Raw genomic sequence first — 22,817 nt, forward strand, 5'->3', positions numbered from 1 at the left:
CGATGAGCGAGGCGCAGGACCACGAGCAGAGCCTGGGGGCCGGGCCCGCCGTACCGCAGACCCGCACCGCACGGCACCGCCGGATCGTGGACATCCTCAACCGGCAGCCGGTGCGGTCGCAGAGCCAGCTGGCGAAGCTGCTCGCGGACGACGGGCTGAACGTCACGCAGGCGACGCTCAGCCGGGACCTCGACGAGCTGAACGCGGTCAAGATCCGCAACACCGACGGCGACCTGATCTACGCGGTGCCGAGCGAGGGAGGGTTCCGTACGCCGCGTGCTCCGCTGGGAGAGTCGGCGAAGGAGGAGCGGATGCGGCGGCTCTCCCAGGAGCTGCTGATCTCCGCGGAGGCCTCGGCGAACCTCGTGGTCCTGCGCACGCCTCCCGGGGCCGCGCAGTTCCTCGCCTCCGCCATCGACCAGGCCGAACTCCACGACATCCTCGGCACGATCGCCGGTGACGACACGTTGCTGCTGATCAGCCGGGAGCCCACGGGAGGCCAGGCCCTGGCGGACCATCTGCTGCGGCTGGCGCAGAACGGCCACTGAAGGGGGGCGGCGGGATCAGGTGCCGGCCCGGTCCAGGGCCGACTGCAAGGACCGGCGGTAGCCGGTGCTGGTGTAGGTGGCGCCGGACACGGCGTCGATGTCCGCACTCCCCGCCGCCACCGCCTCCCGGTTCAGCCGCGGGACGGCCAGTCGCGTCCTGCGGTCGCTGAGGCCGCCCGAGGGCGCCTGGACCGCCTCCGCCCGGGTGATCCTGCCGCCGGCGACCGTGATCCGCACCCGCACCGGCCCGTACGGCGTCCGCACCGCCTCCCCGGTGACCGTGCGCGCCCCGGCCGGCCCCGGCGCCCCGGCCGCCGGACGGCGCGCGTCCGCGCCCGCCGCCGGGGCCGGATCCGACGCCGGATCCGAGGCCGGTTTCAGCGACAGCAGCAGGACGACACCGGACACGGTCGCGGCGGTGGCCAGCACGGTCCGCCGGACGGGATGGCTCTTCCTCATCGTTCTCCCGGCTCCGCTCACATCTCGAACGACTCGTGGTGGATACGGCGGGCCGGCACTCCGGCCCCGCGCAGCGCCTCGTACACCGACCGCGCGAACCCGGGCGGCCCGCACAGGAAGACGTCGTGCCGGTCGAGGTCCGGGATCTTCCGCCGGAGGGTCTCCGCGGAGATGTCCGGACGCGCGCCGTCGGGGCCGTTCACCGCGTACATCAGCCGGGCGCGCCGCTGCTCGGCGATCGCCGCCAGCTCGTCCCACAGTGCCAGGTCCCGGGTCGAGCCCGCCCGGTACAGCAGGGTGAGGTCCCCGGCGGCCCCCGGCAGCGTCTCGAACAGGGCGCGCATCGGCGTGATCCCCACCCCGCCCGCCACCAGCAGCACCTTGCCCCGGCTGCGGCGCCGCGCGGTCAGCGCGCCGTACGGACCCTCCGCCCACACCCGGGTGCCGGGCGTCAGCTCCCGCAGCCGGGCGCTGTGGTCACCGGCCGCCTTGACCGTGATCCGCAGCGTGTCCGGGCGCGGCGCGGCCGACAGGGAGTACGGGTGCGAGCTGAAGCGCAGCCCCGGGGCGAGGAAGCGCCAGCGGAAGAACTGGCCCGCCTCCGCGCCCATCCGGTGCAGCCTGCGCCCGCCGATCAGCACCGACACGATGCCGGGCGCCTCCTCGACGACCTCCGTCACGCGCAGCCGGTGCCTGAGGTTCAGCCGGACCGGGGTCAGGACGCGGTACCAGAGCACCAGCGCGCTGACCGCGCCGTACAGGCCGTACCAGAAGGTGCCGGCGGCGGGCTCCACCGCGAAGTCGTTGCCGGTGGCGATCTGGTGCCAGAACGTCAGGAACACCGCCGCGTAGGTCAGCAGGTGGACGTGGTACCAGGTGTCGTACCGCAGCCGGCGGCGGACCGGGCCGGCCGAGACCAGTCCGATGACCGCCAGCAGACCGGTGCCGAGGGCCGCCTTGCCGAGGTCCGGCAGCCGGCCGACGGACTCCGCGGTCTGTGCCGGAACGCCGCCGAGCGACCTGCCGGCCTGGCGCGCGTACGCCCACATGGTGAGGAAGACGTGCGCCGCGACCAGGCACAGCGTGTACCGGCCGGTCATGGCGTGCCAGCGGGTCACCCGGTCGGAGCCGACCCGCCGCTCCAGCGCCGGCACCCGCGCCGTCTGGAGCACGACCAGCGCCATCAGATAGCCGGCCAGCAGACCGGTGATCCGGCCCGCGCCCAGGATCCGGCCGGTGTCGTCGGCGACGGCGGGCGTGGTGTGCCACCACAGCCACAGCACGGCCGCCGCGCCCGCCCAGACGGCGAGCAGCAGCAGGACGGCCGGGGAGCGGCGCGGGCGGATGCGGCGCGTCGTCTGACGGCGGGCGGCGCGTCCGCCCGCGAGCGTGGTGGTCACGGTTCCTCCGTGGGGACTCGGCCCTTGGCCCACGGATACGTGCCGGGCGCGCGCGGTGTTCAGCTCCGCGCGGGCGCGGATGCCTCAGTAGCGGGTGACGGCGGTGGCCCCGGCCTCGGTCCCCACCGCGATGTGCGGCCGGCGGTCCGGCACCGCCCAGCGCAGGATCCGCTCCATCGCGTCCCTCGGCACCGACACACAACCGGACGTCGCTCCCTGCCCGTTGACGTGCAGGAAGATGCCGGCGCCGCGACCGCGCACGGGCCGCTCGTAGTTGAAGCCGATGACCAGGACGTAGGCGTACTGCTCCCGGTAGTCGGCCAGGTGCTCGGACTCGGCGGCGCGGCAGTCGGCGGGCAGCGGGTCGACCCAGCGGTTGTAGGAGCGGGAGTCGTTGTCCTGGCACCACCAGGAACCGTCCGTGACCGCCCGGTACTCCACGCTCGTCCCGGCCGGCGCCCGCTCGGTGCCGAAGCCGAAGGGGAGGTCGTACAGGCCGGTCGGTGTCGTCCCGGTGCCCTGGACGCGGGCGGTGCCCTCCACCAGTCCTCCGGCGCCGAAGCGGGCCGGCGCGGAGCCGGCCGGAACCCACTGCCCGTCCCGCAGGTCCCACCAGGTGAGCGTGCCCTCGGTGGCGCCGGTGTCCGGGGCCTGCGCGACGATCAGCTGGCTGCCGCCGCCGGTGTCCGCCATCCCGGCCGGCAGCGGTGCCGGGTCCCGGCCGGAGGCGGCGCCGGGCAGGGCGAGGCAGGAGACGCAGACGAGGGCGAGGACCGCGGCGGGGCGCATGGCTCAGACGCTAGAGGGAGGCAGCGGCAACGGCAGCCCGGGCAGTCCGTCCAGGCTGGTCGCGATGTGCTCCTTCTTGGTGAAGTAGGCGTCCAGCGAGGCGTCGTCCTCGCGGGCGAAGCGCCGGGCGTGCAGATCGCGGTCCGCCTCGTAGGCCATGAAGGGGACGGCGTACCCGCAGGTGTCGCGGACCAGGCCGGCGTGCACCACGATGATCGCGCGCAGCCCGTGCCGCGTGGGGTCGATGTCCGGGAAGCGGGCGAGGAGGTCCGCGAAGCGCGGGTCGTCACGGAAGACGGGTTCGCCCCGGCCGTGTACGCGCACGATGTCGGGCGGGCCCTGGAAGGCGCACCACATCAGTGTGATCCGCCCGTTCTCCCGCAGATGGGCGATGGTCTCGGCGTTGGACCCGGCGAAGTCCAGGTAGGCCACGGTGTGTTCGTCCAGCACCACGAGGGAGCCCTTGAGGCCCTTGGGGGAGAGGTTGACCGTGCCGTCGCCGGAGAGCGGGGCGGTCGCGGTGAAGAAGAGGGGCTGGTCCTCGATGAAGGCGCGCAGCCTGCCGTCTATGCGCTCGTACGTCTTTCCCATGTCCGGCGATTATCGACGAATTTTCTTCGCCTGTCTAAGTACTTCTCACTCTCAAGGCTGATTGACGAATCATGCGGAGCACTGCATACTCATGCATGTCAGCGAATGCACTGTGAGGAGAAACCCGTGACCGAGCGCGTCGTACTCGCCTACTCAGGCGGTCTGGACACCTCCGTCGCCATCGGCTGGATCGCCGAGGAGACGGGCGCCGAGGTCATCGCCGTTGCGGTCGACGTCGGCCAGGGCGGCGAGGACCTGGACGTCATCCGCAAGCGCGCCCTCGCGTGCGGCGCCGTCGAGGCCGAGGTCGCGGACGCCAAGGACGAGTTCGCCGACGAGTACTGCCTCCCGGCGATCAAGGCCAACGCCCTGTACATGGACCGCTACCCGCTGGTCTCCGCCCTGTCCCGGCCGACGATCGTCAAGCACCTGGTCGCCGCCGCCAAGAAGCACGGCGCCACCACGGTCGCCCACGGCTGCACCGGCAAGGGCAACGACCAGGTCCGCTTCGAGGCCGGCATCGTCGCCCTCGCCCCCGACCTCAAGTGCATCGCCCCGGTCCGTGACTACGCCATGACCCGGGACAAGGCGATCGCCTTCTGCGAGGCCAAGCAGCTCCCGATCGCCACCACCAAGAAGTCCCCGTACTCCATCGACCAGAACGTCTTCGGACGCGCCGTCGAGACGGGCTTCCTGGAGGACATCTGGAACGCCCCGATCGAGGACATCTACGAGTACACCTCCAACCCGGCCACCCCCCGCGAGGCCGACGAGGTGATCATCACCTTCAAGGAGGGCGTCCCGGTCGCCGTCGACGGCAAGCCCGTCACCGTCCTGCAGGCCATCCAGCAGCTCAACGAGCGCGCCGGCGCCCAGGGCATCGGCCGGATCGACATGGTCGAGGACCGCCTGGTCGGCATCAAGTCCCGCGAGGTCTACGAAGCCCCGGGCGCCATCGCCCTGATCACCGCCCACCAGGAGCTGGAGAACGTCACCGTCGAGCGCGAGCTGGCCCGCTACAAGCGCCAGGTCGAGCAGCGCTGGGGCGAGCTGGTCTACGACGGCCAGTGGTTCTCCCCGCTCAAGCGCGCCCTGGACGGCTTCATCGACGAGGCCAACCAGCACGTCTCCGGCGACGTCCGGATGACGCTGCACGGCGGTCGCGCGGTCGTCACCGGCCGGCGCTCCCAGGAGTCGCTGTACGACTTCAACCTCGCCACCTACGACACGGGCGACACCTTCGACCAGTCGGCGGCCAAGGGCTTCATCGACATCTACAGCCTGTCGTCGAAGATCGCCGCCAAGCGCGACCTGGTCTGACACGCGGGGGTCACCTCGCCCGCACCGGCCCGACAGCCGCCTCCCCGCCCGGACGTGCGGGGAGGCGGTGGCACATCACGAGCTTCGAGGAGCAACGCAAGTGAGCAGCAACAGCGGTGACGTACGGCTCTGGGGCGGCCGTTTCGCCGACGGACCCGCCGAGGCCCTGGCGAAGCTGTCCGCGTCCGTCCACTTCGACTGGCGGCTCGCCCCCTACGACATCGCCGGCTCGCGTGCCCACGCGCGCGTGCTGCACCGGGCGGGGCTGCTCACCGAGGACGAGCTGACCCGGATGCTGGCCGGCCTCGACCGGCTCGAAGCGGACGTGGCGTCGGGCGCCTTCGTGGGCACCATCGCCGACGAGGACGTGCACACCGCCCTGGAGCGCGGCCTGCTGGAGCGCCTCGGCCCGGACCTCGGCGGCAAGCTGCGGGCCGGCCGCTCCCGCAACGACCAGGTCGCCACCCTCTTCCGGATGTACCTGCGCGACCACGCCCGGATCATCGGCGGCCTGATCGCCGACCTCCAGGAAGCCCTGATCGGACTCGCCGAGGCCCACCCCGACGTGGCGATGCCCGGCCGCACCCACCTCCAGCACGCCCAGCCGGTGCTCTTCGCGCACCACGTCCTCGCCCATGTGCAGTCCCTGTCCCGGGACGCCGAGCGGCTGCGCCAGTGGGACGAGCGGACGGCCGTGTCGCCGTACGGCTCCGGCGCCCTGGCCGGCTCCTCCCTGGGCCTGGACCCGGAGGCGGTCGCCCGGGACCTCGGCTTCGAGCACGGCAGCGCCGGCAACTCCATCGACGGCACCGCCTCCCGGGACTTCGTCGCGGAGTTCGCCTTCATCACCGCGATGATCGGCGTGAACCTCTCCCGGATCGCCGAGGAGGTCATCATCTGGAACACGAAGGAGTTCTCCTTCGTGACCCTGCACGACGCCTTCTCCACGGGCTCGTCGATCATGCCGCAGAAGAAGAACCCGGACATCGCCGAGCTGGCCCGTGGCAAGTCCGGCCGTCTGATCGGCAACCTCACCGGACTGCTGGCCACCCTCAAGGCGCTGCCCCTCGCCTACAACCGCGACCTCCAGGAGGACAAGGAGCCGGTCTTCGACTCCTGCGACCAGCTGGAGGTGCTGCTTCCCGCCTTCACCGGCATGATCGCCACCCTCACCGTCCACCGCGAGCGCATGGAGGAGCTGGCCCCGGCCGGCTTCTCGCTCGCCACCGACATCGCCGAGTGGCTGGTGAAGCAGGGCGTGCCCTTCCGGGTGGCGCACGAGGTCGCGGGGGAGTGCGTCAAGACCGCCGAGGCCGAGGGCAAGGAACTGGACGACCTCACGGACGAGCAGTTCGCGAAGATCTCCCCCCACCTCACGCCCGAGGTCCGCTCGGTCCTCAACGTCCCCGGCGCCCTCGCCTCCCGCGACGGCCGCGGCGGCACGGCGCCGAGCGCGGTGGCGGTCCAGCTGGCGGAGGTCAAGGCGGACGTGGCACGTCAGCAGGAGTGGGCGGCGGCCAAAAAGAAGCGGTAGGGGAGTGCCCGGCCAGGGGTGCGGGCCGTGCGGACGTGCGGCTGCCGCCGCGCGGGCGCGACGAGCCGCGGCGGCGCCCGCACCCGCCGGCGCACGGCAAGCCGCGGCGCACCCGCACCCGCCGGCGGCTCTAGCCCCGAGCCGTACCGCGAACGCGGAGGTCATCACGGGTTACGTTGGTCGCGAGCCCATCGGAGCCGACCGAACGGACCCGCGATGCCCTTCGCCCGACTGGCCACAGCGACCACCCCCACCTGCCACATCGGCCTCGGCCTCGCCGCGGTGGGCCGCCCCGGCTACATCAACCTCGGCCGCGACGAGGACCTGGGCGAGAACCGCAGCGTCGAAGCACTGCGCACCCGGACCCACGACCTCCTCGACGCCGCCTACGCCCAAGGCGTCCGCTACTTCGACGCCGCCCGCTCCTACGGCCGCTCCGAGGAGTTCCTCGCGGACTGGCTGCACGCGAACCCCGGCGTCGACGACGTGGTCGTCGGCAGCAAATGGGGCTACACCTACACCGCCGGCTGGTCGGCGGACGCCGGGACGCACGAGGTCAAGGACCACAGCCTCGCCGCCTACGACCGGCAGCGCGCCGAGACCGACGCCCTGCTCGGCGACCGGCTCGACCTCTACCAGATCCACTCGGTGACCCCGGACAGCCCGGCCCTGACCGACAAGGACCTGCACGCCAGGCTGGCGGAGGCCGCCGCACGGGGCCTGACCGTCGGCTTCTCCACCAGCGGCCCCGCCCAGGCCGATGCCATCCGCGCGGCCCTCGCCGTCACGGTCGGCGGCGAGCCGCTCTTCCGTACCGTCCAGTCGACGTACAACCTCCTGGAGACCTCGGCCGGCCCCGCTCTCGCCGAGGCGCACGAGGCCGGGCTCACCGTGATCGTCAAGGAGGGCCTGGCGAACGGACGGCTGGCCGCACCGCACGCCCCGGACGCGCTCCGGGCCGTGGCCGCCGCCACCGGACTCGGCTGCGACGCGGTCGCCCTCGCCTGGATCCTGCGCCGGCCCTGGGCGGGCGTGGTCCTCTCCGGTGCCGCGACCGTCCCGCAGCTCCTGTCCAACCTGCACGCCCCCGCCGTCGACCTCGACGAGGACCGGATGGCGTCTCTCGCCACGCTGCGGGAGGACCCGGGCGCCTACTGGGAGCGGCGCCGGCAGCTGCCCTGGCACTGACGCGCACCCTGGACGACCTGCGGAAACGAGTCACGCATGCCCGCGATGAGACATCAGTGTCTCATTTGGGCTACTCTTGTCTCATGGCCCTCGACCGTGACCAGGTGCTGCGCAGCGCGGCCGCCCTGCTGACCCGCAGATCCACCGCGACCATGGACGAGGTCGCCAAGGCCGCCGGGATCAGCCGGGCCACGCTGCACCGCCACTTCGCCGGCCGCGACGCGCTCGTGCGGGCGCTGGAACAGCTCGGCATCGCGGAGTGCGCGGGCGCGCTGGACCGGGCCCGGCTCGAGGAAGGGCCCGCGGCCGAGGCCGTGCGCCGGCTGGTCCGCGAGATCCAGCCGGCCGCCGGACTGCTCTCGTTCCTCTACGGCGAAAACCAGCTGTGGGAGGGCGAGGGGCTGAACGAGGGCTGGCAGCGCCTGGACGCCCGGATCGGCGCCCTGTTCCAGCGCGGTCAGCGCGCCGGCGAATTCCGTATCGATCTCAGCCCGGTCTGGCTCACCGAGGCGCTCTACGGGCTCATCGCCTCGTGCGCCTGGGCCACCCTGGACGGCCGGGTGGCCTCCCGGGACTTCCCGACCGTGATCGCCGAGCTGCTGCTCGGCGGCGCTCTGCGAAGAGAGGAACCATGACCAGCACCCTGCGGCCGGCCCCGACGACCGAGGCGGTGAAGCGCCCGGGCCGCTGGCTGGCGCTGTCCGTCCTGGTCCTGGCCGTGCTGCTGGTGGCCGTCGACGCCACCGTCCTCGGCCTGGCGACCCCGTACATCAGCGAAGACCTCGACCCCTCCGGCACCCAGCTGCTGTGGATCGGCGACGTCTACTCCTTCGTCATCGCCGGTCTGCTGGTCTCCATGGGCAACCTCGGCGACCGCATCGGCCGCAAGCGGATCCTGCTCGTCGGCGCCACCGCGTTCGGCGCGCTGTCCGTGCTCAACGCCTACGCCACCACGCCCGAGCTGATGATCCTCGCCCGGGCGCTGCTCGGCGTCGCGGGCGCGACCCTGATGCCCGCCACCCTGGCGTTGATCCGCAACATCTTCCACGACCCGCGCGAGCGCAGCCTGGCCGTCGGCATCTGGGGCGCCGCCGCCTCCGCCGGCATGGCCGTCGGCCCGATCGCCGGCGGATTCCTCCTGGAACACTTCTGGTGGGGCTCGGTCTTCCTGATCAACCTGCCGGTGATGGCCGTCCTGGTGCTGGTCGGCGTCCGCACCCTGCCCGAGTCCCGCAACCCGCATCCGGGCCCGTGGGACCTGGCCGGCGTGCTGCTGTCGCTGGTCGGCGTCATCGCCCTCGTCTACGCGGTCAAGGAGGCGGCGGCGCACGGCTTCTCCTGGCCGGTCCTCGGCTCCGGCCTGCTGGGCGCGGCGGCGCTGTACGGCTTCGTGCGCCGCCAGCTGACCATGCCGGTGCCGCTGCTGGACATGCGGCTGTTCAGGCGCCGCGGCTTCAGCGGGGCCGTGCTCGCCGACCTGCTGACCGTCCTCGGCCTGTCCGGACTGGTGTTCTTCCTCTCCCAGTTCCTGCAACTCGTCCAGGACCGCCGCCCGTTCGAGGCGGGCCTCGCCGAACTGCCCGCCGCGGTGGGCGCGGTGGCGGCCGGTCTGGTCGCGGGCCGGGCCGCCCGGCGCTTCTCGGTCCGCGCGGTGGTCGCGGGCGGCCTGGCGGCGGTCGGCATCGCCCTGGCGGTCCTGACCACGATCGGCCGGTCCACCGGCTACCCCGTCCTCGGCGCGACCCTGCTGGTGGTCGGCGCCGGCGCGGGCCTCTCCTTCACCGTGACCGCCGACGTCATCCTCTCCAGCGTCCCGAAGGACCAGGCGGGCGCGGCCTCGGCGGTCTCCGAGACGGCGTACGAACTCGGCGCGGCCCTCGGCATCGCGCTGCTGGGCTCCGTCGTGACCGGCGTCTACCGCGACTTCACGGGCCCGGCCGGCACCCCGGCCGGGGCCCACGAGTCGCTCGGCGCGGCGACGGAGACCGCCGCGCACCTGCCCCCGCACCAGGCCCGGGCACTGCTCGACGCGGCCCGCGAGTCCTTCGTCCACGGTCTCCACCTGGCCTCGGCGGTGGGCGCGGTGGTCCTGCTGACGGCGGCGGCGGCGGCGTGGTTCCTGCTGAGGAACCAGGAACTGGAGAGCGCCGGGAGCTGATCGGGCCCTCGGGTCACTTCTTGTAACCGAGCACCGTCATCATCCCGCTCTCCGAGTGGTACTGGTTGTGGCAGTGCAGCATCCACAGCCCCGGGTTGTCGGCGTCGAAGTCGAGCACCAGCTTCCGGTGCGGCAGCACCAGCGCGGTGTCCTTGCGGGCGCCGGAGGAGTCCAGCCCGGTCACCGCGAAGGTGTGCCCGTGCAGATGCATGGGGTGCCACATGTCGGTGGCGTTGACGAGGGTCAGCCGTACCCGCTCGCCGGCGCGGACCGGATGGCGCTGCTGCGGGGTGTAGGTCCGGTGGTCGAACCCCCAGTCGAACTTCGCCATCGTCCCGGTGATCCGGATGCGCACCTCGCGGTCGGGGACCCGGTCGTCCAGGGTCACGGACTCATGGGGCAGCAGGCGGCGCGCGGGCACGGTGTTGCCGTCGAGCTCGCGGGGGTGGACGTCTCCCGGCGGCAGGGACTTGCGCGTCTTGCCGGTGTGCAGCACGGCGAGGCCCCTGCCCTTCTTGCCCTCGGGGAGCGCGACCAGCGGGAACATGCCGTCCCGGGCGGTGATCAGCACGTCGTACCGCTCCGCCATGCCGACGAGGAGGGAGTCGGTCTCCTTGTGCCGCACCGGGTAGCCGTCGGTGTGCGTGATGGTCATCTTGTGGTCGCCCAGCGCCACCCGGAAGGCGGTCTCGGAGCCGGCGTTGACGATGCGCAGCCGCACCCGCTCGCCGGGCCGGCAGCGGAACACCGACGGGCTGGCGGGCAGCCGGCCGTTGACGAGGTAGTGCGGGTAGGCGACGCTGCCGCCCTCTCCGTGGAGCATGCGGCTGTAGGACTTGTGCAGCACCCGGTCGGGGCCGGTGGACTTCCCGGACGGCGCCGGGTGAGCCTTCGTCGGGTGGCCGGGGCCCCTGGCCATGCCGCCCATGTCCATGGCGCCGCCGGGCTTGAGCTGTTCCAGGACGTTGTCGGGCGTGGAGCCCTCCACGCCGTCCAGCCAGTCGTCCAGGACCACCACCCACTCCTTGTCGTAGGAGAGGGGTTCCCTGGGGTCCTCGACCACGAGCGGCGCGTACAGGGCCCGGTCGGGCTGCATCCCGACATGGGAGTGCAGCAGATAGGTGCCCGGGTGCTCGACGGCGAAGCGGTAGCGGAAGTCGGCGCCGGAGTGGATGGCCCGCTGGGTGAGGTCGGGGACGCCGTCCATGTCGCAGCGCAGCCGCACCCCGTGGGAGTGCAGGGTGGTCGTCGCGGGGAGCCGGTTCGCCAGCGTCAGATCGAGCACGTCGCCGGCGGTGACCCGCACCAGCGGGCCCGGCACCTCCTCGTTGTACGCCCAGGTCCGGACGGAGCGTCCGCCGATGTCCAGCTCGGACTCCGCCGCGGTGAACCGGAAGACGCGCTCACGGCCGGCTCCGCGTCTGCGCTCGGCGGCCAGGACCTCCGGGTCCGAGGGGTTGACGTATCCTCTGGGCCCGGCCGGGACGAACCTCTCACCGCCGCCGGGGTTCAGGGGGCCGGAGCCGGACCGCGGTCCGGAGCTGGTGCAGGCTGCCAGGAATCCCGCGCCCGCGGCGGCGAGGGGAGTGCGGAGCAGGGTACGCCGAGAAGGTGTGGACATGTCTGAATAAGACATGTTGGTCGGTCATATAGCCCGGTAATACGGCTGAATGCCCGATGTGTCGGGGGCAGATTCCACCGGCAGGCGGAGGGGCGCGGTCGCCGCGCCCGCCGTCCGCGAGGTCTCAGGCGGCCTTGGCCTTCGTGGCGTACATGTCCACGTACTCCTGCCCGGACAGCCGCATCACCTCGGTCATCACCGAGTCCGTCACCGCCCGCAGGACGTACCGGTCGCGGTCCATGCCGTCGTAGCGCGAGAACTCCATGGCCTCGCCGAACCGCACGGTGACCCGGCCCGGCCGCGGGAAGCCCTTGCCGCCCGGCTGGAGCTTGTCCGTGCCGATCATGGCGAACGGCACCACCGGCGCGCCGGTCATCAGCGTCAGCCGCGCGATACCGGTGCGCCCCCGGTACAGCCGGCCGTCGGGGGAACGGGTGCCCTCCGGGTAGATCCCGAAGATCCGGCCCTCCTCCAGGATGCGACGACCCGTCATCAGCGCCGCCACACCGCCGTTCGCCCCGTCCCGGTCCACCGGGACCATGCCGACGCCGGTGAAGAACCAGGCCATCAGCCGCCCCTTGACGCCCTTTCCGGTGACGTACTCGTCCTTGCCGATGAAGTGCACCTGCCGCTTGGTGACCAGCGGCAGCACGACCGAGTCGATGAAGGTGAGGTGATTACCGGCCAGAATCACCGGACCGTCGCCCGGAATGTGCTCCGCGCCCTCCACCTGGGGGCGGAACATCAGGCGCATGATCGGTCCGAGCACTGCCTTGATGAGCGCGAAGCGGGACAACGGGTCCTCCGATGTCAAGGGGGCGATATGAGTCTGTGCAGGTGAGGACATTACTCGCGGCGCACGTCCGCGCGCACATCGAGGACACCCGCTTCGCCGAGGTCTTACGAACTGTTGACACGGGTTTACCTGCGGTGCCGTGGCCAGGACGGCGTGTAACAGCCTTGTGCGCATGTGACGGACATCGCGCGCCGACGCCCCGTCACCCGCCGCCGCCCGCCGGACATCCGACGGCACCCCGGTGTTCGAACGAGAGCCTCCCTTCGGACATGTGTGCGCCCCTACGATCGGCGCGCACCGGAGAAGCGAACGGCAGGAGGGCGCTCATGGGCGGCGACCAGGACAACGGGCGGACGCAGGCGACGGGACGGCGGGCACTGCTCGGCGCCGCCGTGCTGGGCGCGGGCGGAGCGGTCCTCGGACTGCCCGGCACCGCGCGGGCCGAGGAGACCCGGGCGGCCGGGCGCGCGGGCCGCGGGCTGAAGAGCCTGCCGGTGCCCACGATCATCGGCCACCGCGGAGCCAGCGGCTACCGCCCCGAGCACACCTTCGGCTCCTATGACCTGGCGCTGGACCTGGGCGCCGACGTGGTCGAGGCCGGCGACCTGGTGCCGACCAGGGACGGCCATCTGGTCTGCCGGCACGAACCGGAGATCGGCGGCACCACCGACGTCGCCGACCACCCCGAGTTCGCCGGCCGCAGGACCACCAAGCTGCTCGACGGCGTCCCCACCACCGGCTGGTTCACCGAGGACTTCACGCTCGCCGAGCTGAAGACGCTGCGCGCCGTCGAGCGCGTTCCCGCCAACCGGCCGCACAACACCCTGTACAACGGCCGCTGGGAGATCCCCACCTTCGAAGAGGTCCTGAAGTGGCAGGACGAGCAGACCCGCAGGCGCGGCCGGCAGGTCTGGATCTACCCGGAGACCAAGCACCCCACCTACTTCCGCAAACTGGGCCTCGGCCTGGAGGAGCGGGTGGCGAAGCTGCTGCGCAAGTACGGCAAGGACGGCCGCCACTCCCCGGTGATCCTCCAGTCCTTCGAGCCGACCAGCATCCAGCGGCTGAACCGGCTGGTCGACAATCCCCTGGTCGTCCTGCTCTCCTCCGCGAACAGCCGGCCCTACGACTTCGTCGAGGCGGACGACCCGCGCACGGTCGCCGACCTCGTCACCCCCAAGGGCCTGCGGGAGATCGCCGGCTACGCGCAGGGCATCGGGCCCACCGTCGACCTGGTCATCCCGAAGAAGGCGGACGGCACCCTGGCCGAGCCCACCACGCTGGTCTCCGACGCGCACCGGGTGGGCCTCCTCGTCCACCCCTACACCCTGCGCAACGAGAACCCCTTCCTGCCCGCCGAGTACCGCAAGGGCGGCGCCGCCGACGGCTACGGCGATGTCTTCGGCGCCTTCGGGAAGTACTTCGCGACCGGCATCGACGGCGTCTTCACCGACAACGCCGACACCGGACTGCTCGCCCGCGCCGACTTCCTCGCCGGCTGACGCCGTCAACCACCGCACCGGCCGGCCCCCCGTTCGAGGTGACTGTGCGCCGCCCCGGCAACCCGCCGCCGGGGCGGCGCGTCGTTCCGCGTATGACGTACGACCTGGTAGCCGCCCTGCGCCCGCTGCTGGCCGCCGAGGCCTCCGCCGAGGCATATGCCTGCGGAAGCGAGCCGGGCGATCTGGAGCAGGCCGTCTGGCTGCGGCTCTTGGAGCGGCTGGAGAGCGACGGCCCGCCGCCGGACCCGCCCGGCTGGCTGCGCGAGGCCGTGCGCGCCGAGGCCCGCCGCAGCCGGCACGCCGCCTGGCGGGAGGCGCCGTACGACGGGGAGCCCGCCGACGTCCTCGGCCCCGGGCCCGAACAGCACGCCCTGACCGCCGCCCGGCACCGGGCACTGCGCCAGGCCGTCCGCCGCCTGCCCGGCCGCTGCCCGCGCCTGATGGACGCGCTGCTCTCGCCGAAGGACCTCACCTACCGCGAGATCGCGGGGGAGTTGGGTATCTCACAGGGCAGTCTGGGACCGGAACGTTCCAGATGTCTGGGTTGTCTGCGCAGATTGCTCGCACCGGAGGTTGCGACGTGCCAAGCACGGGGATAGGAGTGGGGGACGACAGGTGATCAGGTGAGCGGGAGGCGTGCGCACATGGGCATGAGCGTGACCATCTCGGCGGCGACCGAGCAGGACGCGGAGCAGATCTTCAGGCTCCAGTACCTGTGCTTCCAGGGCGAGGCCGCGTTGTACGGCAACTACCGCATCGACCCGCTCGTGCAGACCCTGGACTCCGTCCGCCGGGAGGTCGCCGTTGACTGCGTCTTCGTCGCCCGGCTCGGCGAGGAGGTGGTCGGCTCGGTGCGCGGCAAGGTGACCGAGGACGGCGCGGCGGCCATCGCCAAGCTCTGCGTCCACCCCCGCCTCCAGGGCCACGGCATCGGCGCCCGGCTGCTGCGCGCGGCCGAGTCCGCGCTGGGCGAGCGGCACGGCGCCACCAGGTTCCGCCTCCGCACCGGCCACCGCAGCGAGGGCAACCTCCGCCTCTACCGCAAGGCGGGTTACCAGGCGGTGGGCCGGGTGAAGGGCGAGGACGGGGTGGAGCTGATCATCCTGGAAAAGGAAGCGGACGCCTTCGCCGCCACGGCGTGAGGACGCGTCCCGCAAGGGGCGCGGGGAACCGCGCGACGGGCCACGGACGACCCGCGGCCGCCGCGTTCCTCAGGCTCCCGCGCGCTGCCGCGCCCTGCGCAGCCAGTACATCGCGGACAGCGGCAGCAGCACGGGAATGAACACGTATCCCATCCCGTACTCCGACCACACGGTTGCGTCCGGGAACGCCGACGGCTCGACCAGCGTCCACGTGCCGACGACCAGCACACCCGCCAGCTCGGCGGCGCAGCACACCAGCGCCGCCCTGCGCGCCGTCTCGCCGCCCCGCACCAGCGTGTACGTGATGAACGCGTACACCACACCCGCCACGGCCGACAGCGTGTACGCCAGCGGCGCCCGGTCGAACTCCGTGGCGATCTGGTACGCGGAACGCGACAGCGCGCCGACCACCATCACGCCGTAGAACCAGACCAGCAGCATGCCCGGCCCGCTGATCAGCCGGGCCGGCTTCTCCTGCACCGCCGTCACCTCAGCCTCCCCAGATGTCGTAGAGCCGTACTTCCAGGACGGCCAGCACCACCCCGGCCGCGGCCACCGTCACCGAGCCCCAGCGGGTCCGCTCGGCCAGCGACATGAACCCCGCGGCCGGCACACACGCGAACGCGCCCAGCAGATACGCCACGAAGATCGTCGTGCCCTGCTCCGGCTTCTCGCCCCGCGCCAGCTGCACGATCCCGGCCACCAGCTGGACCGCGGCCAGCAGCGACACCACGGCCATGCCGATGAAGTGCCAGTCCTTCGTCGGCTGGTCCCGAGAGGCGGCCCAGCCGCACCAGGCGGCGAGCAGGAGCGCGGCGACCCCGGTCACCAGCATCAGGGCGTTGAGCATGCCGTGACCCTATTACGGCGCAAACCCGCCGCGGCCGCCGCCCCCGCCGAACGCCGTAGGGTCGAGGCCATGACGATCCACGCGCACGCCCTCCTGTTCGACAACGACGGCACCCTCGTCTCCTCCCTCGACTCCGTCGAGCGCTGCTGGGCCCGCTGGGCCGGGGAGTACGGGATCACCGCGGAGGAGTTCGGCCGCGTGGAGCTGCACGGACGCACGGCCGTCGAGATCGTCGCCGACCTGCTGCCCGCCCGCCTGGTGCCGGAGGCGGTCGCCCGGGTCGAGCAGCTGGAGGTCGAGGACGTGCCGAACGGGGGCGTGCGCCTGCTGCCGGGCACCCGGGACCTCCTGGACGCCCTGCCCGCCGACCGCTGGGCCGTGGTCACCTCCGCCACCCGCCGTCTCGCCGAGGCCCGCCTCGGCGCCGTCGGCATCGCGCCGAAGGCCCTGGTCGCGGCCGACGACGTCACCCGCGGCAAGCCCGATCCCGAGCCCTATCTGCTCGCCGCCCGGCAGCTCGGCGTGGACCCCGCGCACTGCGTCGTCTTCGAGGACGCGCCCGCCGGACTGCGGGCCGGACGCGCGGCCGGCATGACCACCGTGGCGTTGGCCACAACCCACCGTGCCGCCGAGCTGGACGCCGACCTGGTGGTGGGCGACCTGTCGGCCTTGTCCGTACTGGTCACCGGCCGGGGCGTGGAAATATCCCGCCACGGCTGAGACCCCGGCCCGCGCTGTCCGCCGCTGTCCACCATCCGGACAGCGGCGACCGACCGGGACCGTCCGTCTGGTTTACTGATCGCATGACCACGACGAGCTGCCGCACCCTTGCGACCGAGGCGACCATGACGCCCGGTGCTCGTTGTATGTGTTGCCTGATGTGTCGAATGTGCGCCTTCTAGAGGGCCCCCGCATCAGCTGAGCCTCGCGCCCCGAAGCGAGAGACCCGTGGCATGTCCGTGCGCCGTAGGCCGTACGAACCGCACGAACCGCTCCCATGCCGCAACCGCATGCACCCGTGCCCGGGCACACCCACGCCCGCGCACTCGACAGTGACGGAAACCCACGTGATCACCACCTCGGGCCTGACCAAGGTCTACCGCTCCCGCGGCCGTGAGGTCACCGCCCTCGACGGCGTCGATCTGCACGTCCGCGAAGGCGAGGTCTACGGCGTCATCGGCCAGTCCGGCGCCGGCAAGTCCTCCCTCATCCGCTGCGTCAACCTGCTGGAGCGCCCCACCTCCGGCACCGTGACCGTCGCCGGGCAGGACCTCACCGCCCTGGCCGGCCGCGGCCCGCGCGCCGGCCGGGAACTGCGCCGCGCCCGCAGCCGGATCGGCATGGTCTTCCAGCACTTCAACCTGCTGTCCACGCGGACCGTCCAGGACAACGTCGAACTGCCGCTGGAGATCCTCGGCAAGTCCGGCAAGGAGCGCTCGCGCAAGGCCCTGGAGCTGCTGGACCTCGTCGGCCTCGCCGACAAGGCCAAGGCCTACCCCGCCCAGCTCTCCGGCGGCCAGAAGCAGCGCGTCGGCATCGCCCGCGCCCTGGCCGGCGACCCCAAGGTGCTGCTCTCCGACGAGGCCACCAGCGCCCTGGACCCGGAGACCACCCGCTCCATCCTCCAGCTGCTGCGCGACCTGAACCGGCAGCTGGACCTGACCGTCCTGCTCATCACCCACGAGATGGACGTCGTCAAGTCGATCTGCGACTCCGCCGCCCTCATGGAGCGCGGCCGGATCGTGGAGTCCGGCACCGTCAGCGAGCTGCTGGCCACCCCGGGCTCCACGCTGGCCGCCGCGCTGTTCCCGGTGGGCGGCGAGGCCACCGGTCCCGACCGGACCGTCCTCGACGTCACCTTCCAGGGCGAGAGCGCCACCCAGCCGGTCGTCTCCCAGCTCGCCCGCACCTACAACATCGACATCTCCATCCTCGGCGCCGCCATCGACACCGTCGGCGGCCTCCAGGTCGGCCGGATGCGCATCGAACTGCCCGGCCGCTACGAGGAGAATGTGGTCCCGATCGGCTTCCTGCGCGAACAGGGACTGCAGATAGACGTCGTGGGCCAGGACGCCCCGCTGGTGAAGGAAGGTGCCAAGTGACCTGGTCGGAGATGCAGCCGCTGCTGTCGGACGCGTGTAGTCAGACACTCACCATGGTGCTCTGGTCCACCGTGATCGCCGTCGTCGCCGGCCTGCCGCTCGGCATCCTCCTCGTCCTCACGGACCGGGGCGGCCTGCTGCAGAACGTGCTCGCCAACAAGGTGATCGGCCAGATCGTGAACGTCGGCCGGTCCATGCCGTTCATCATCCTGATGGTCGCGCTGATGAGCTTCACCCGCTGGGTCACCGGCACCACCATCGGCACCACCGCGGCGATCGTGCCGCTCGCCATCGGCGGCATCCCGTTCTTCGCCCGCCTGGTCGAGACGGCCGTGCGCGAAGTGGACCAGGGCCTCGTCGAGGCCGTGCAGTCCATGGGCGGCAACACCTGGACGATCGTCCGCAAGGTCCTCGTTCCCGAGGCCCTGCCCTCGCTGATCGCGTCCACCACCACCACGATCATCGCGCTCATCGGCTACTCCGCCATGGCCGGCACGGTCGGCGGCGGCGGCCTCGGCGACCTCGCCGTCCGCTACGGCTACCAGCGCTTCGAGACCGAACTGATGTGGATCACCGTGGCGATCCTCGCCGTCGTCATCTCCCTCATCCAGTTCGCCGGCGACTTCGCCGCCCGCTCCCTGCACCGCCGCGGCGGCCGCTCCGGCCCCGCGCCGAGGCTCCGCCTGCTGAAGGCCAAGGAGCCCGCGGCGGCCGAGATCAGCAAGGTCGCGTAAGGCACCCAGGCTCCCCGGTCACCCGTACACGGGGTCGCACCACCCATAAGGAAAGGCACTTTTCGTGCGTAACACCGCCAAGCTCACCACCGCCGTCCTCGCCGCCTCGGCCCTCACCCTCGGGCTGAGCGCCTGCGGCTCCGACAAGGACTCCGGCTCCTCCGACACCAGCGGCCCGCTGATCGTCGCCGCGAGCCCGACCCCGCACGCCGAGATCCTGAACTTCGTCAAGGACAAGCTGGCGAAGAAGGCGGGCCTCGACCTCGAGGTCAAGGAGTTCACCGACTACATCGCGCCGAACACGGCGACCGAGGACGGGTCGGTGGGCGCCAACTACTTCCAGAACCAGCCGTACCTCGACGACTTCAACAAGAAGCGCGGCACCCACATCGTGCCCGTCGTCACGGTCCACCTGGAACCGCTCGGCCTGTACTCCCACAAGGTCAAGAAGGCCGACGAGCTGAAGAGCGGTGCGACCGTCGCCGTGCCCAACGACGCCGTCAACGAGGCCCGCGCCCTGAAGCTGCTCGCCGACAACGGGCTGATCACCCTCAAGGACGGCGCCGGCAACGAGGCCACCCCGCGGGACATCACCAAGAACCCCAAGGACCTCAAGTTCAAGGAGGTCGAGGCGGCCCAGACCCCGCGCTCCCTGGACGACGTCGACGCGGCCGTGGTCAACGGCAACTACGCCATCTCCGCCGGCCTGAAGCCCGCCAAGGACGCCCTCGTCCTGGAGTCCCCGAAGGACAACCCCTACGGCAACTTCCTCGCCGTCAAGGAGGGCAACGAGAAGGACCCGCGGGTGACCAAGCTCGCCAAGCTCCTCACCTCGCCCGAGGTCAAGAAGTTCATCGAGGACAAGTACCAGGGCTCGGTCATCCCCTCCTTCTGACCCGCCGAGGAGGACTGAAGCCATGCGCGCGTCCGTCGTCGCCGCGGCGGCCCTGGCCCTCGGCCTCGGCCTCACCGCCTGCGGCTCCGGCACGGACTCCGGCAAGGGCGGTGGCAAGGACGACACCCTCGTCGTCGGCGCCACCGCCGTCCCGGCCGGCGAGGTGCTCACCTACGTCAGGGACCACCTCGCCGCCAAGGCGGGCCTGAAGCTGGAGATCAAGGAGTTCACCGACTACGTCCTGCCCAACACCGCCCTCCAGGAGGGCGAGCTGGACGCCAACCTCTACCAGAACCAGCCCTACCTGGACGACTTCAACAAGTCCAAGGGCACCGACCTGGTCTCGGTCGTCAAGCCCTATCTGCCGCCCATGGGCGTCTACTCGCACCGGACCGAGGACGTCACCAGGCTCGCCGACGGCGCCACCGTCGCCGTACCCAACGACGTCACCAACGAGGGCCGCGCCCTGAAGCTGCTCGCCGCCGGCGGCGTCATCGGGCTCAAGGCGGGCGCCGGCGCCGACGCGTCCCCCGCGGACGTCACGGACAACCCCTGGCACCTGAGGTTCAAGGAACTGGAGGCCGCCCAGCTGCCGCGCTCGCTCGACGACGTGGACGCAGCGGTCATCAACAACAACTACGCCCAGGACGCGGGCCTCAGCCCCACCAAGGACGCGATCCTGCTGGAGTCGGCGAAGAACAACCCGTACGCCAACCTCCTCGCCGTCAAACGCGGCCACGAGGACGACCCACGGGTGAAGAAGCTCGCCGGCCTGCTCGTCTCACCCGAGGTACGCGCCTTCATCAAGGACAAGTACCACGGCTCCGTCCTGCCCGCGACCGGCGGCTGACGGCACGCACACCGCGTCCGACGACGCACGGGGTCCGCTCCCTCGCCGGGAACGGACCCCGTCGTGCGTTTCGGTGGTTTCATGCTGCATGCTGGGCAGTTCAGCGGACCTGACGGCCCGGACGGTCTTCCGAGGAATCTTCCGAAGGTTACGGAGCGGCGCATGACGAGCACCTTCCCCAACATCTCCATCAGCACGGAGCGGTTGGTGCTGCGTCCCCTCGACGAGGACGACGTGCCAGCCCTGGCCGAGATGATGAACGACGAGCAGGTCGTCGCCTGGACCACCGTCCCGCACCCCTACACCGACGCCGACGCCCGCCACTGCATCACCCGGCTCGCCCCCGCCGAACGCACCGGCGGCCACGGCATCGTCCTCGCCGTCACCGAGTTCCTCACCCAGCGGCTCGTCGGCCTCGTCCACCTGAAGAACACGGACTGGCGCGTGCGCTCCAGCGAACTGGCCTACGTCATCGCGCCCTGGGCCCGCGGCGAGGGCTACGCCTCCGAATCCGCCCTCGCCATCGCCCAGTGGCTCTTCCACGACCAGGAGTTCGAGCGGCTAGAACTGCGCACCGCCGCCGACAACACCGCCTCCCAGCAGGTGGCCCAGAAGATCGGCTGTATCAGCGAGGGCGTGCTGCGCAACGCCTGGATAGCCCGCGCCAGGACCGAGGACGGCGGCTGGGCCCGGGTACGCACCGACGTCATCGTCTGGAGCCTGCTGCCCGAGGACCTCGCCGGGGTCGGCGAGCAGCTGGCCGACGCGAGTGGTTTCACCTCGTACTCGGACTGGAACTGAGTCCTCCGAGCTTCACCAGGTACGCTCACGGAGCCCGCGAACGGGCTCCCTCCCCCGAAGACCCGCGCAGAACCACTGGAGACTGACGACGATGGCCGACCGGGTCACGGTGATCGGCTGGGACGGCTCGCCGCTGACCGCCGCGGCACGCGGCGCCCTCGGCGCCGCCACCCTCGTGGCCGGTGCCGCCCACCACCTGGCGCTGCCCGAGGTGCCGCCCGCAGCCGAACGCGTCCGCCTCGGCAGCCTCCCGCTGGCCGCCCGCCGCATCGCCGCCCACCGCGGCACCGCCGTCGTCCTCGCCGACGGCGACCCCGGCTTCTTCGGCGTCGTACGCACCCTGCGCGCGCCCGAGTTCGGCCTGGAGGTCGAGGTCGTCCCCGCCGTCTCCTCCGTCGCCGCCGCCTTCGCCCGGGCCGGCATGCCCTGGGACGACGCCCAGGTGGTCGTCGCCCACCCGCGCACCCTGCGCCGCGCCGTGAACGTCTGCCGCGCCCACGCCAAGGTCGCCGTCCTCACCGCGCCGGGCGCCGGCCCGGCCGAACTCGGGCTGCTGCTGGAGGGCGTGCACCGCACCTTCGTCATCTGCGAGGAACTGGGCACCGACCGCGAACAGGTCAGCGTCGTCACCTCCGACAAGGCCGCCGACCACACCTGGCGCGACCCCAACGTCGTCATCGTCATCGGCGGGCGGGCCGGCGCGGGAGAGAGCGGCGGCTGGATCGCCGGCCGCGACCCGGGCACCGGCCCGCGGGGCTGGGTGCAGCCGGACGCGAGCTACGGCCTCCAGGCCGACGCGGGCTACGGCGACGCACCGGGAGGAGGCCCGGCCGGCGGTCTCGGCGAGGGGGAGAGGGAACTGCTGCGCGCCGCTCAACTCGCCCGCCTCGGGCCCCGGACCGGCGACCTCGTGTGGGACATCGGCTGCGGCGCCGGCGCGTTCGCCGCCGAGGCCGCCCGCGCCGGCGCGGCCGTCATCGCCGTCGACCACGACCCGAGCGCCTGCGCCCGCACCGACGGGGCCGCCCGGCGCTTCGGGGTCCAGCTCCAGATCGTCCACGGCAGCGCCCCGCACGTCCTGGAGGACCTGCCCGAGCCGGACGTCGTACGGGTCGGCGGCGGAGGCCCGGCCGTCGTCTCCGCGGTCGCCGACCGGCGCCCGCAGCGCATCGTCACCCACGCCGCCACCCGGGACGCCGCCGAACGCGTCGGCCGCGACCTGACCGAGCACGGATACCGGGTCCAGTGCGCCCTGCTCCAGTCCGTCGAACTCGACACCCGGGCCTGGACGGAGACCGAGCGGAACGTGGCGTTCCTGCTCAGCGGGGTACTGCCCGATCGCGCCCCGTGATCCTGTTGTCGTACCGCGCGCGGTAGGCTGGCCGATCGTTGTACCGCACCGGTGGCCCGGACTTCGTTCGCCAATGTCCGGATCGCACGCCCGTCTTGGGGCGGGTGTGGTACGGCGGAACCGGAGGACGCGCAACGTGGCGCAGTCCACAGCGTGCTGTCGCGGATCATGCTGTCGCGACGGCCG

23 protein-coding genes and 1 pseudogene are annotated in these 22,817 nt (G+C 72.2%); 16 read left to right on the forward strand and 8 right to left on the reverse strand.

The window, feature by feature from the left end:
* Nucleotides 1–2 precede the first annotated feature (2 nt).
* On the forward strand, nt 3–548 hold the full coding sequence (locus SCK26_RS30120; protein ID WP_318204491.1) for an arginine repressor: 546 nt from the start codon (nt 3–5) through the stop codon (nt 546–548).
* Nucleotides 549–572: 24 nt separating this feature from the next.
* Here the strand turns inward: SCK26_RS30120 and SCK26_RS30125 are convergent.
* From SCK26_RS30125 to SCK26_RS30140, 4 genes and pseudogenes are all read right to left on the reverse strand, one after another.
* Nucleotides 573–1,007: pseudogene (locus SCK26_RS30125) on the reverse strand (FMN-binding protein); the annotation flags it as partial.
* A gap of 17 nt (nt 1,008–1,024) precedes the next feature.
* Nucleotides 1,025–2,407 (reverse strand): ferredoxin reductase family protein, encoded by a 1,383-nt coding sequence (locus SCK26_RS30130; RefSeq protein WP_318204492.1) that lies wholly within the window; start codon nt 2,405–2,407, stop codon nt 1,025–1,027.
* A gap of 84 nt (nt 2,408–2,491) precedes the next feature.
* Nucleotides 2,492–3,196 (reverse strand): L,D-transpeptidase family protein, encoded by a 705-nt coding sequence (locus tag SCK26_RS30135; RefSeq protein WP_318204493.1) that lies wholly within the window; start codon nt 3,194–3,196, stop codon nt 2,492–2,494.
* A 3-nt stretch (nt 3,197–3,199) separates the two neighbouring features.
* Nucleotides 3,200–3,787: a pyridoxamine 5'-phosphate oxidase family protein gene (locus tag SCK26_RS30140; RefSeq protein WP_318204494.1), complete on the reverse strand. Its 588-nt coding sequence runs from the start codon at nt 3,785–3,787 to the stop codon at nt 3,200–3,202.
* 126 nt (nt 3,788–3,913) lie between these two features.
* Here SCK26_RS30140 and SCK26_RS30145 point away from each other — a divergent pair, with 126 nt between their 5' ends.
* The 5 genes from SCK26_RS30145 (at nt 3,914) to SCK26_RS30165 (ending at nt 9,987) form a co-directional block, all read left to right on the forward strand.
* Entirely contained in the window at nt 3,914–5,107 is a 1,194-nt protein-coding gene (locus SCK26_RS30145) for an argininosuccinate synthase (RefSeq protein WP_318204495.1), read from the forward strand.
* Nucleotides 5,108–5,207: 100 nt separating this feature from the next.
* A complete protein-coding gene (argH, locus tag SCK26_RS30150) occupies nt 5,208–6,641 on the forward strand; it encodes an argininosuccinate lyase (RefSeq protein WP_318204496.1) in 1,434 nt (477 codons plus the stop codon).
* Nucleotides 6,642–6,857: 216 nt separating this feature from the next.
* Nucleotides 6,858–7,829, forward strand: coding sequence for an aldo/keto reductase (locus SCK26_RS30155; protein WP_318204497.1), 972 nt, complete (start codon nt 6,858–6,860; stop codon nt 7,827–7,829).
* 83 nt (nt 7,830–7,912) lie between these two features.
* A complete protein-coding gene (locus SCK26_RS30160) occupies nt 7,913–8,464 on the forward strand; it encodes a helix-turn-helix domain-containing protein (protein ID WP_318204498.1) in 552 nt (183 codons plus the stop codon).
* Nucleotides 8,461–9,987, forward strand: coding sequence for an MFS transporter (locus SCK26_RS30165; RefSeq protein WP_318204499.1), 1,527 nt, complete (start codon nt 8,461–8,463; stop codon nt 9,985–9,987). The genes SCK26_RS30160 and SCK26_RS30165 overlap by 4 nt, the downstream gene beginning before the upstream one ends.
* Nucleotides 9,988–10,000: 13 nt before the next feature.
* Here SCK26_RS30165 and SCK26_RS30170 read toward each other — a convergent pair whose 3' ends face one another.
* Nucleotides 10,001–11,608, reverse strand: a complete 1,608-nt coding sequence (locus SCK26_RS30170; protein ID WP_318204500.1) for a multicopper oxidase family protein — start codon at nt 11,606–11,608, stop codon at nt 10,001–10,003.
* Between the two features lie 124 nt (nt 11,609–11,732).
* Nucleotides 11,733–12,404, reverse strand: coding sequence for a lysophospholipid acyltransferase family protein (locus SCK26_RS30175; protein ID WP_318206126.1), 672 nt, complete (start codon nt 12,402–12,404; stop codon nt 11,733–11,735).
* Between the two features lie 326 nt (nt 12,405–12,730).
* Between SCK26_RS30175 and SCK26_RS30180 the strand changes: the two genes are divergently transcribed.
* The 3 genes from SCK26_RS30180 (at nt 12,731) to SCK26_RS30190 (ending at nt 15,048) form a co-directional block, all read left to right on the forward strand.
* Complete coding sequence (locus SCK26_RS30180; protein WP_318204501.1) at nt 12,731–13,906, forward strand: glycerophosphodiester phosphodiesterase; 1,176 nt, start codon at nt 12,731–12,733, stop codon at nt 13,904–13,906.
* A 92-nt stretch (nt 13,907–13,998) separates the two neighbouring features.
* Complete coding sequence (locus tag SCK26_RS30185; RefSeq protein ID WP_318204502.1) at nt 13,999–14,505, forward strand: sigma-70 family RNA polymerase sigma factor; 507 nt, start codon at nt 13,999–14,001, stop codon at nt 14,503–14,505.
* Nucleotides 14,506–14,550: 45 nt separating this feature from the next.
* A complete protein-coding gene (locus SCK26_RS30190) occupies nt 14,551–15,048 on the forward strand; it encodes a GNAT family N-acetyltransferase (protein ID WP_318206127.1) in 498 nt (165 codons plus the stop codon).
* A gap of 69 nt (nt 15,049–15,117) precedes the next feature.
* On the opposite strand, the gene SCK26_RS30195 is transcribed toward SCK26_RS30190, so the two are convergent.
* Both SCK26_RS30195 and SCK26_RS30200 read right to left on the reverse strand, forming a co-directional pair.
* Nucleotides 15,118–15,537, reverse strand: coding sequence for a hypothetical protein (locus tag SCK26_RS30195; protein ID WP_318204503.1), 420 nt, complete (start codon nt 15,535–15,537; stop codon nt 15,118–15,120).
* 1 nt (nt 15,538) lies between these two features.
* Nucleotides 15,539–15,898 (reverse strand): hypothetical protein, encoded by a 360-nt coding sequence (locus SCK26_RS30200; protein ID WP_318204504.1) that lies wholly within the window; start codon nt 15,896–15,898, stop codon nt 15,539–15,541.
* A gap of 69 nt (nt 15,899–15,967) precedes the next feature.
* On the opposite strand from SCK26_RS30200, the gene SCK26_RS30205 reads away from it, so the two are divergent.
* The 7 genes from SCK26_RS30205 (at nt 15,968) to cbiE (ending at nt 22,631) form a co-directional block, all read left to right on the forward strand.
* Complete coding sequence (locus SCK26_RS30205) at nt 15,968–16,618, forward strand: HAD family hydrolase (RefSeq protein ID WP_318204505.1); 651 nt, start codon at nt 15,968–15,970, stop codon at nt 16,616–16,618.
* 290 nt (nt 16,619–16,908) lie between these two features.
* Complete coding sequence (locus SCK26_RS30210) at nt 16,909–18,000, forward strand: methionine ABC transporter ATP-binding protein (protein WP_318204506.1); 1,092 nt, start codon at nt 16,909–16,911, stop codon at nt 17,998–18,000.
* A complete protein-coding gene (locus SCK26_RS30215; RefSeq protein WP_318204507.1) occupies nt 17,997–18,734 on the forward strand; it encodes a methionine ABC transporter permease in 738 nt (245 codons plus the stop codon). Before SCK26_RS30210 ends, SCK26_RS30215 begins: the two co-directional genes overlap by 4 nt.
* A gap of 64 nt (nt 18,735–18,798) precedes the next feature.
* Complete coding sequence (locus SCK26_RS30220; RefSeq protein ID WP_318204508.1) at nt 18,799–19,629, forward strand: MetQ/NlpA family ABC transporter substrate-binding protein; 831 nt, start codon at nt 18,799–18,801, stop codon at nt 19,627–19,629.
* A 22-nt stretch (nt 19,630–19,651) separates the two neighbouring features.
* The gene (locus SCK26_RS30225; RefSeq protein ID WP_318204509.1) at nt 19,652–20,479 is read left to right on the forward strand and encodes a MetQ/NlpA family ABC transporter substrate-binding protein; all 828 of its coding nucleotides are present in this window, start codon (nt 19,652–19,654) and stop codon (nt 20,477–20,479) included.
* A gap of 162 nt (nt 20,480–20,641) precedes the next feature.
* Nucleotides 20,642–21,280 (forward strand): GNAT family N-acetyltransferase, encoded by a 639-nt coding sequence (locus SCK26_RS30230; RefSeq protein ID WP_318204510.1) that lies wholly within the window; start codon nt 20,642–20,644, stop codon nt 21,278–21,280.
* A gap of 91 nt (nt 21,281–21,371) precedes the next feature.
* Entirely contained in the window at nt 21,372–22,631 is a 1,260-nt protein-coding gene (cbiE, locus tag SCK26_RS30235; protein ID WP_318204511.1) for a precorrin-6y C5,15-methyltransferase (decarboxylating) subunit CbiE, read from the forward strand.
* The last annotated feature ends 186 nt before the right edge of the window (nt 22,632–22,817 follow it).

It is taken from the genome of Streptomyces sp. SCL15-4 (genome assembly GCF_033366695.1).
Classification (GTDB): Bacteria; Actinomycetota; Actinomycetes; order Streptomycetales; family Streptomycetaceae; genus Streptomyces.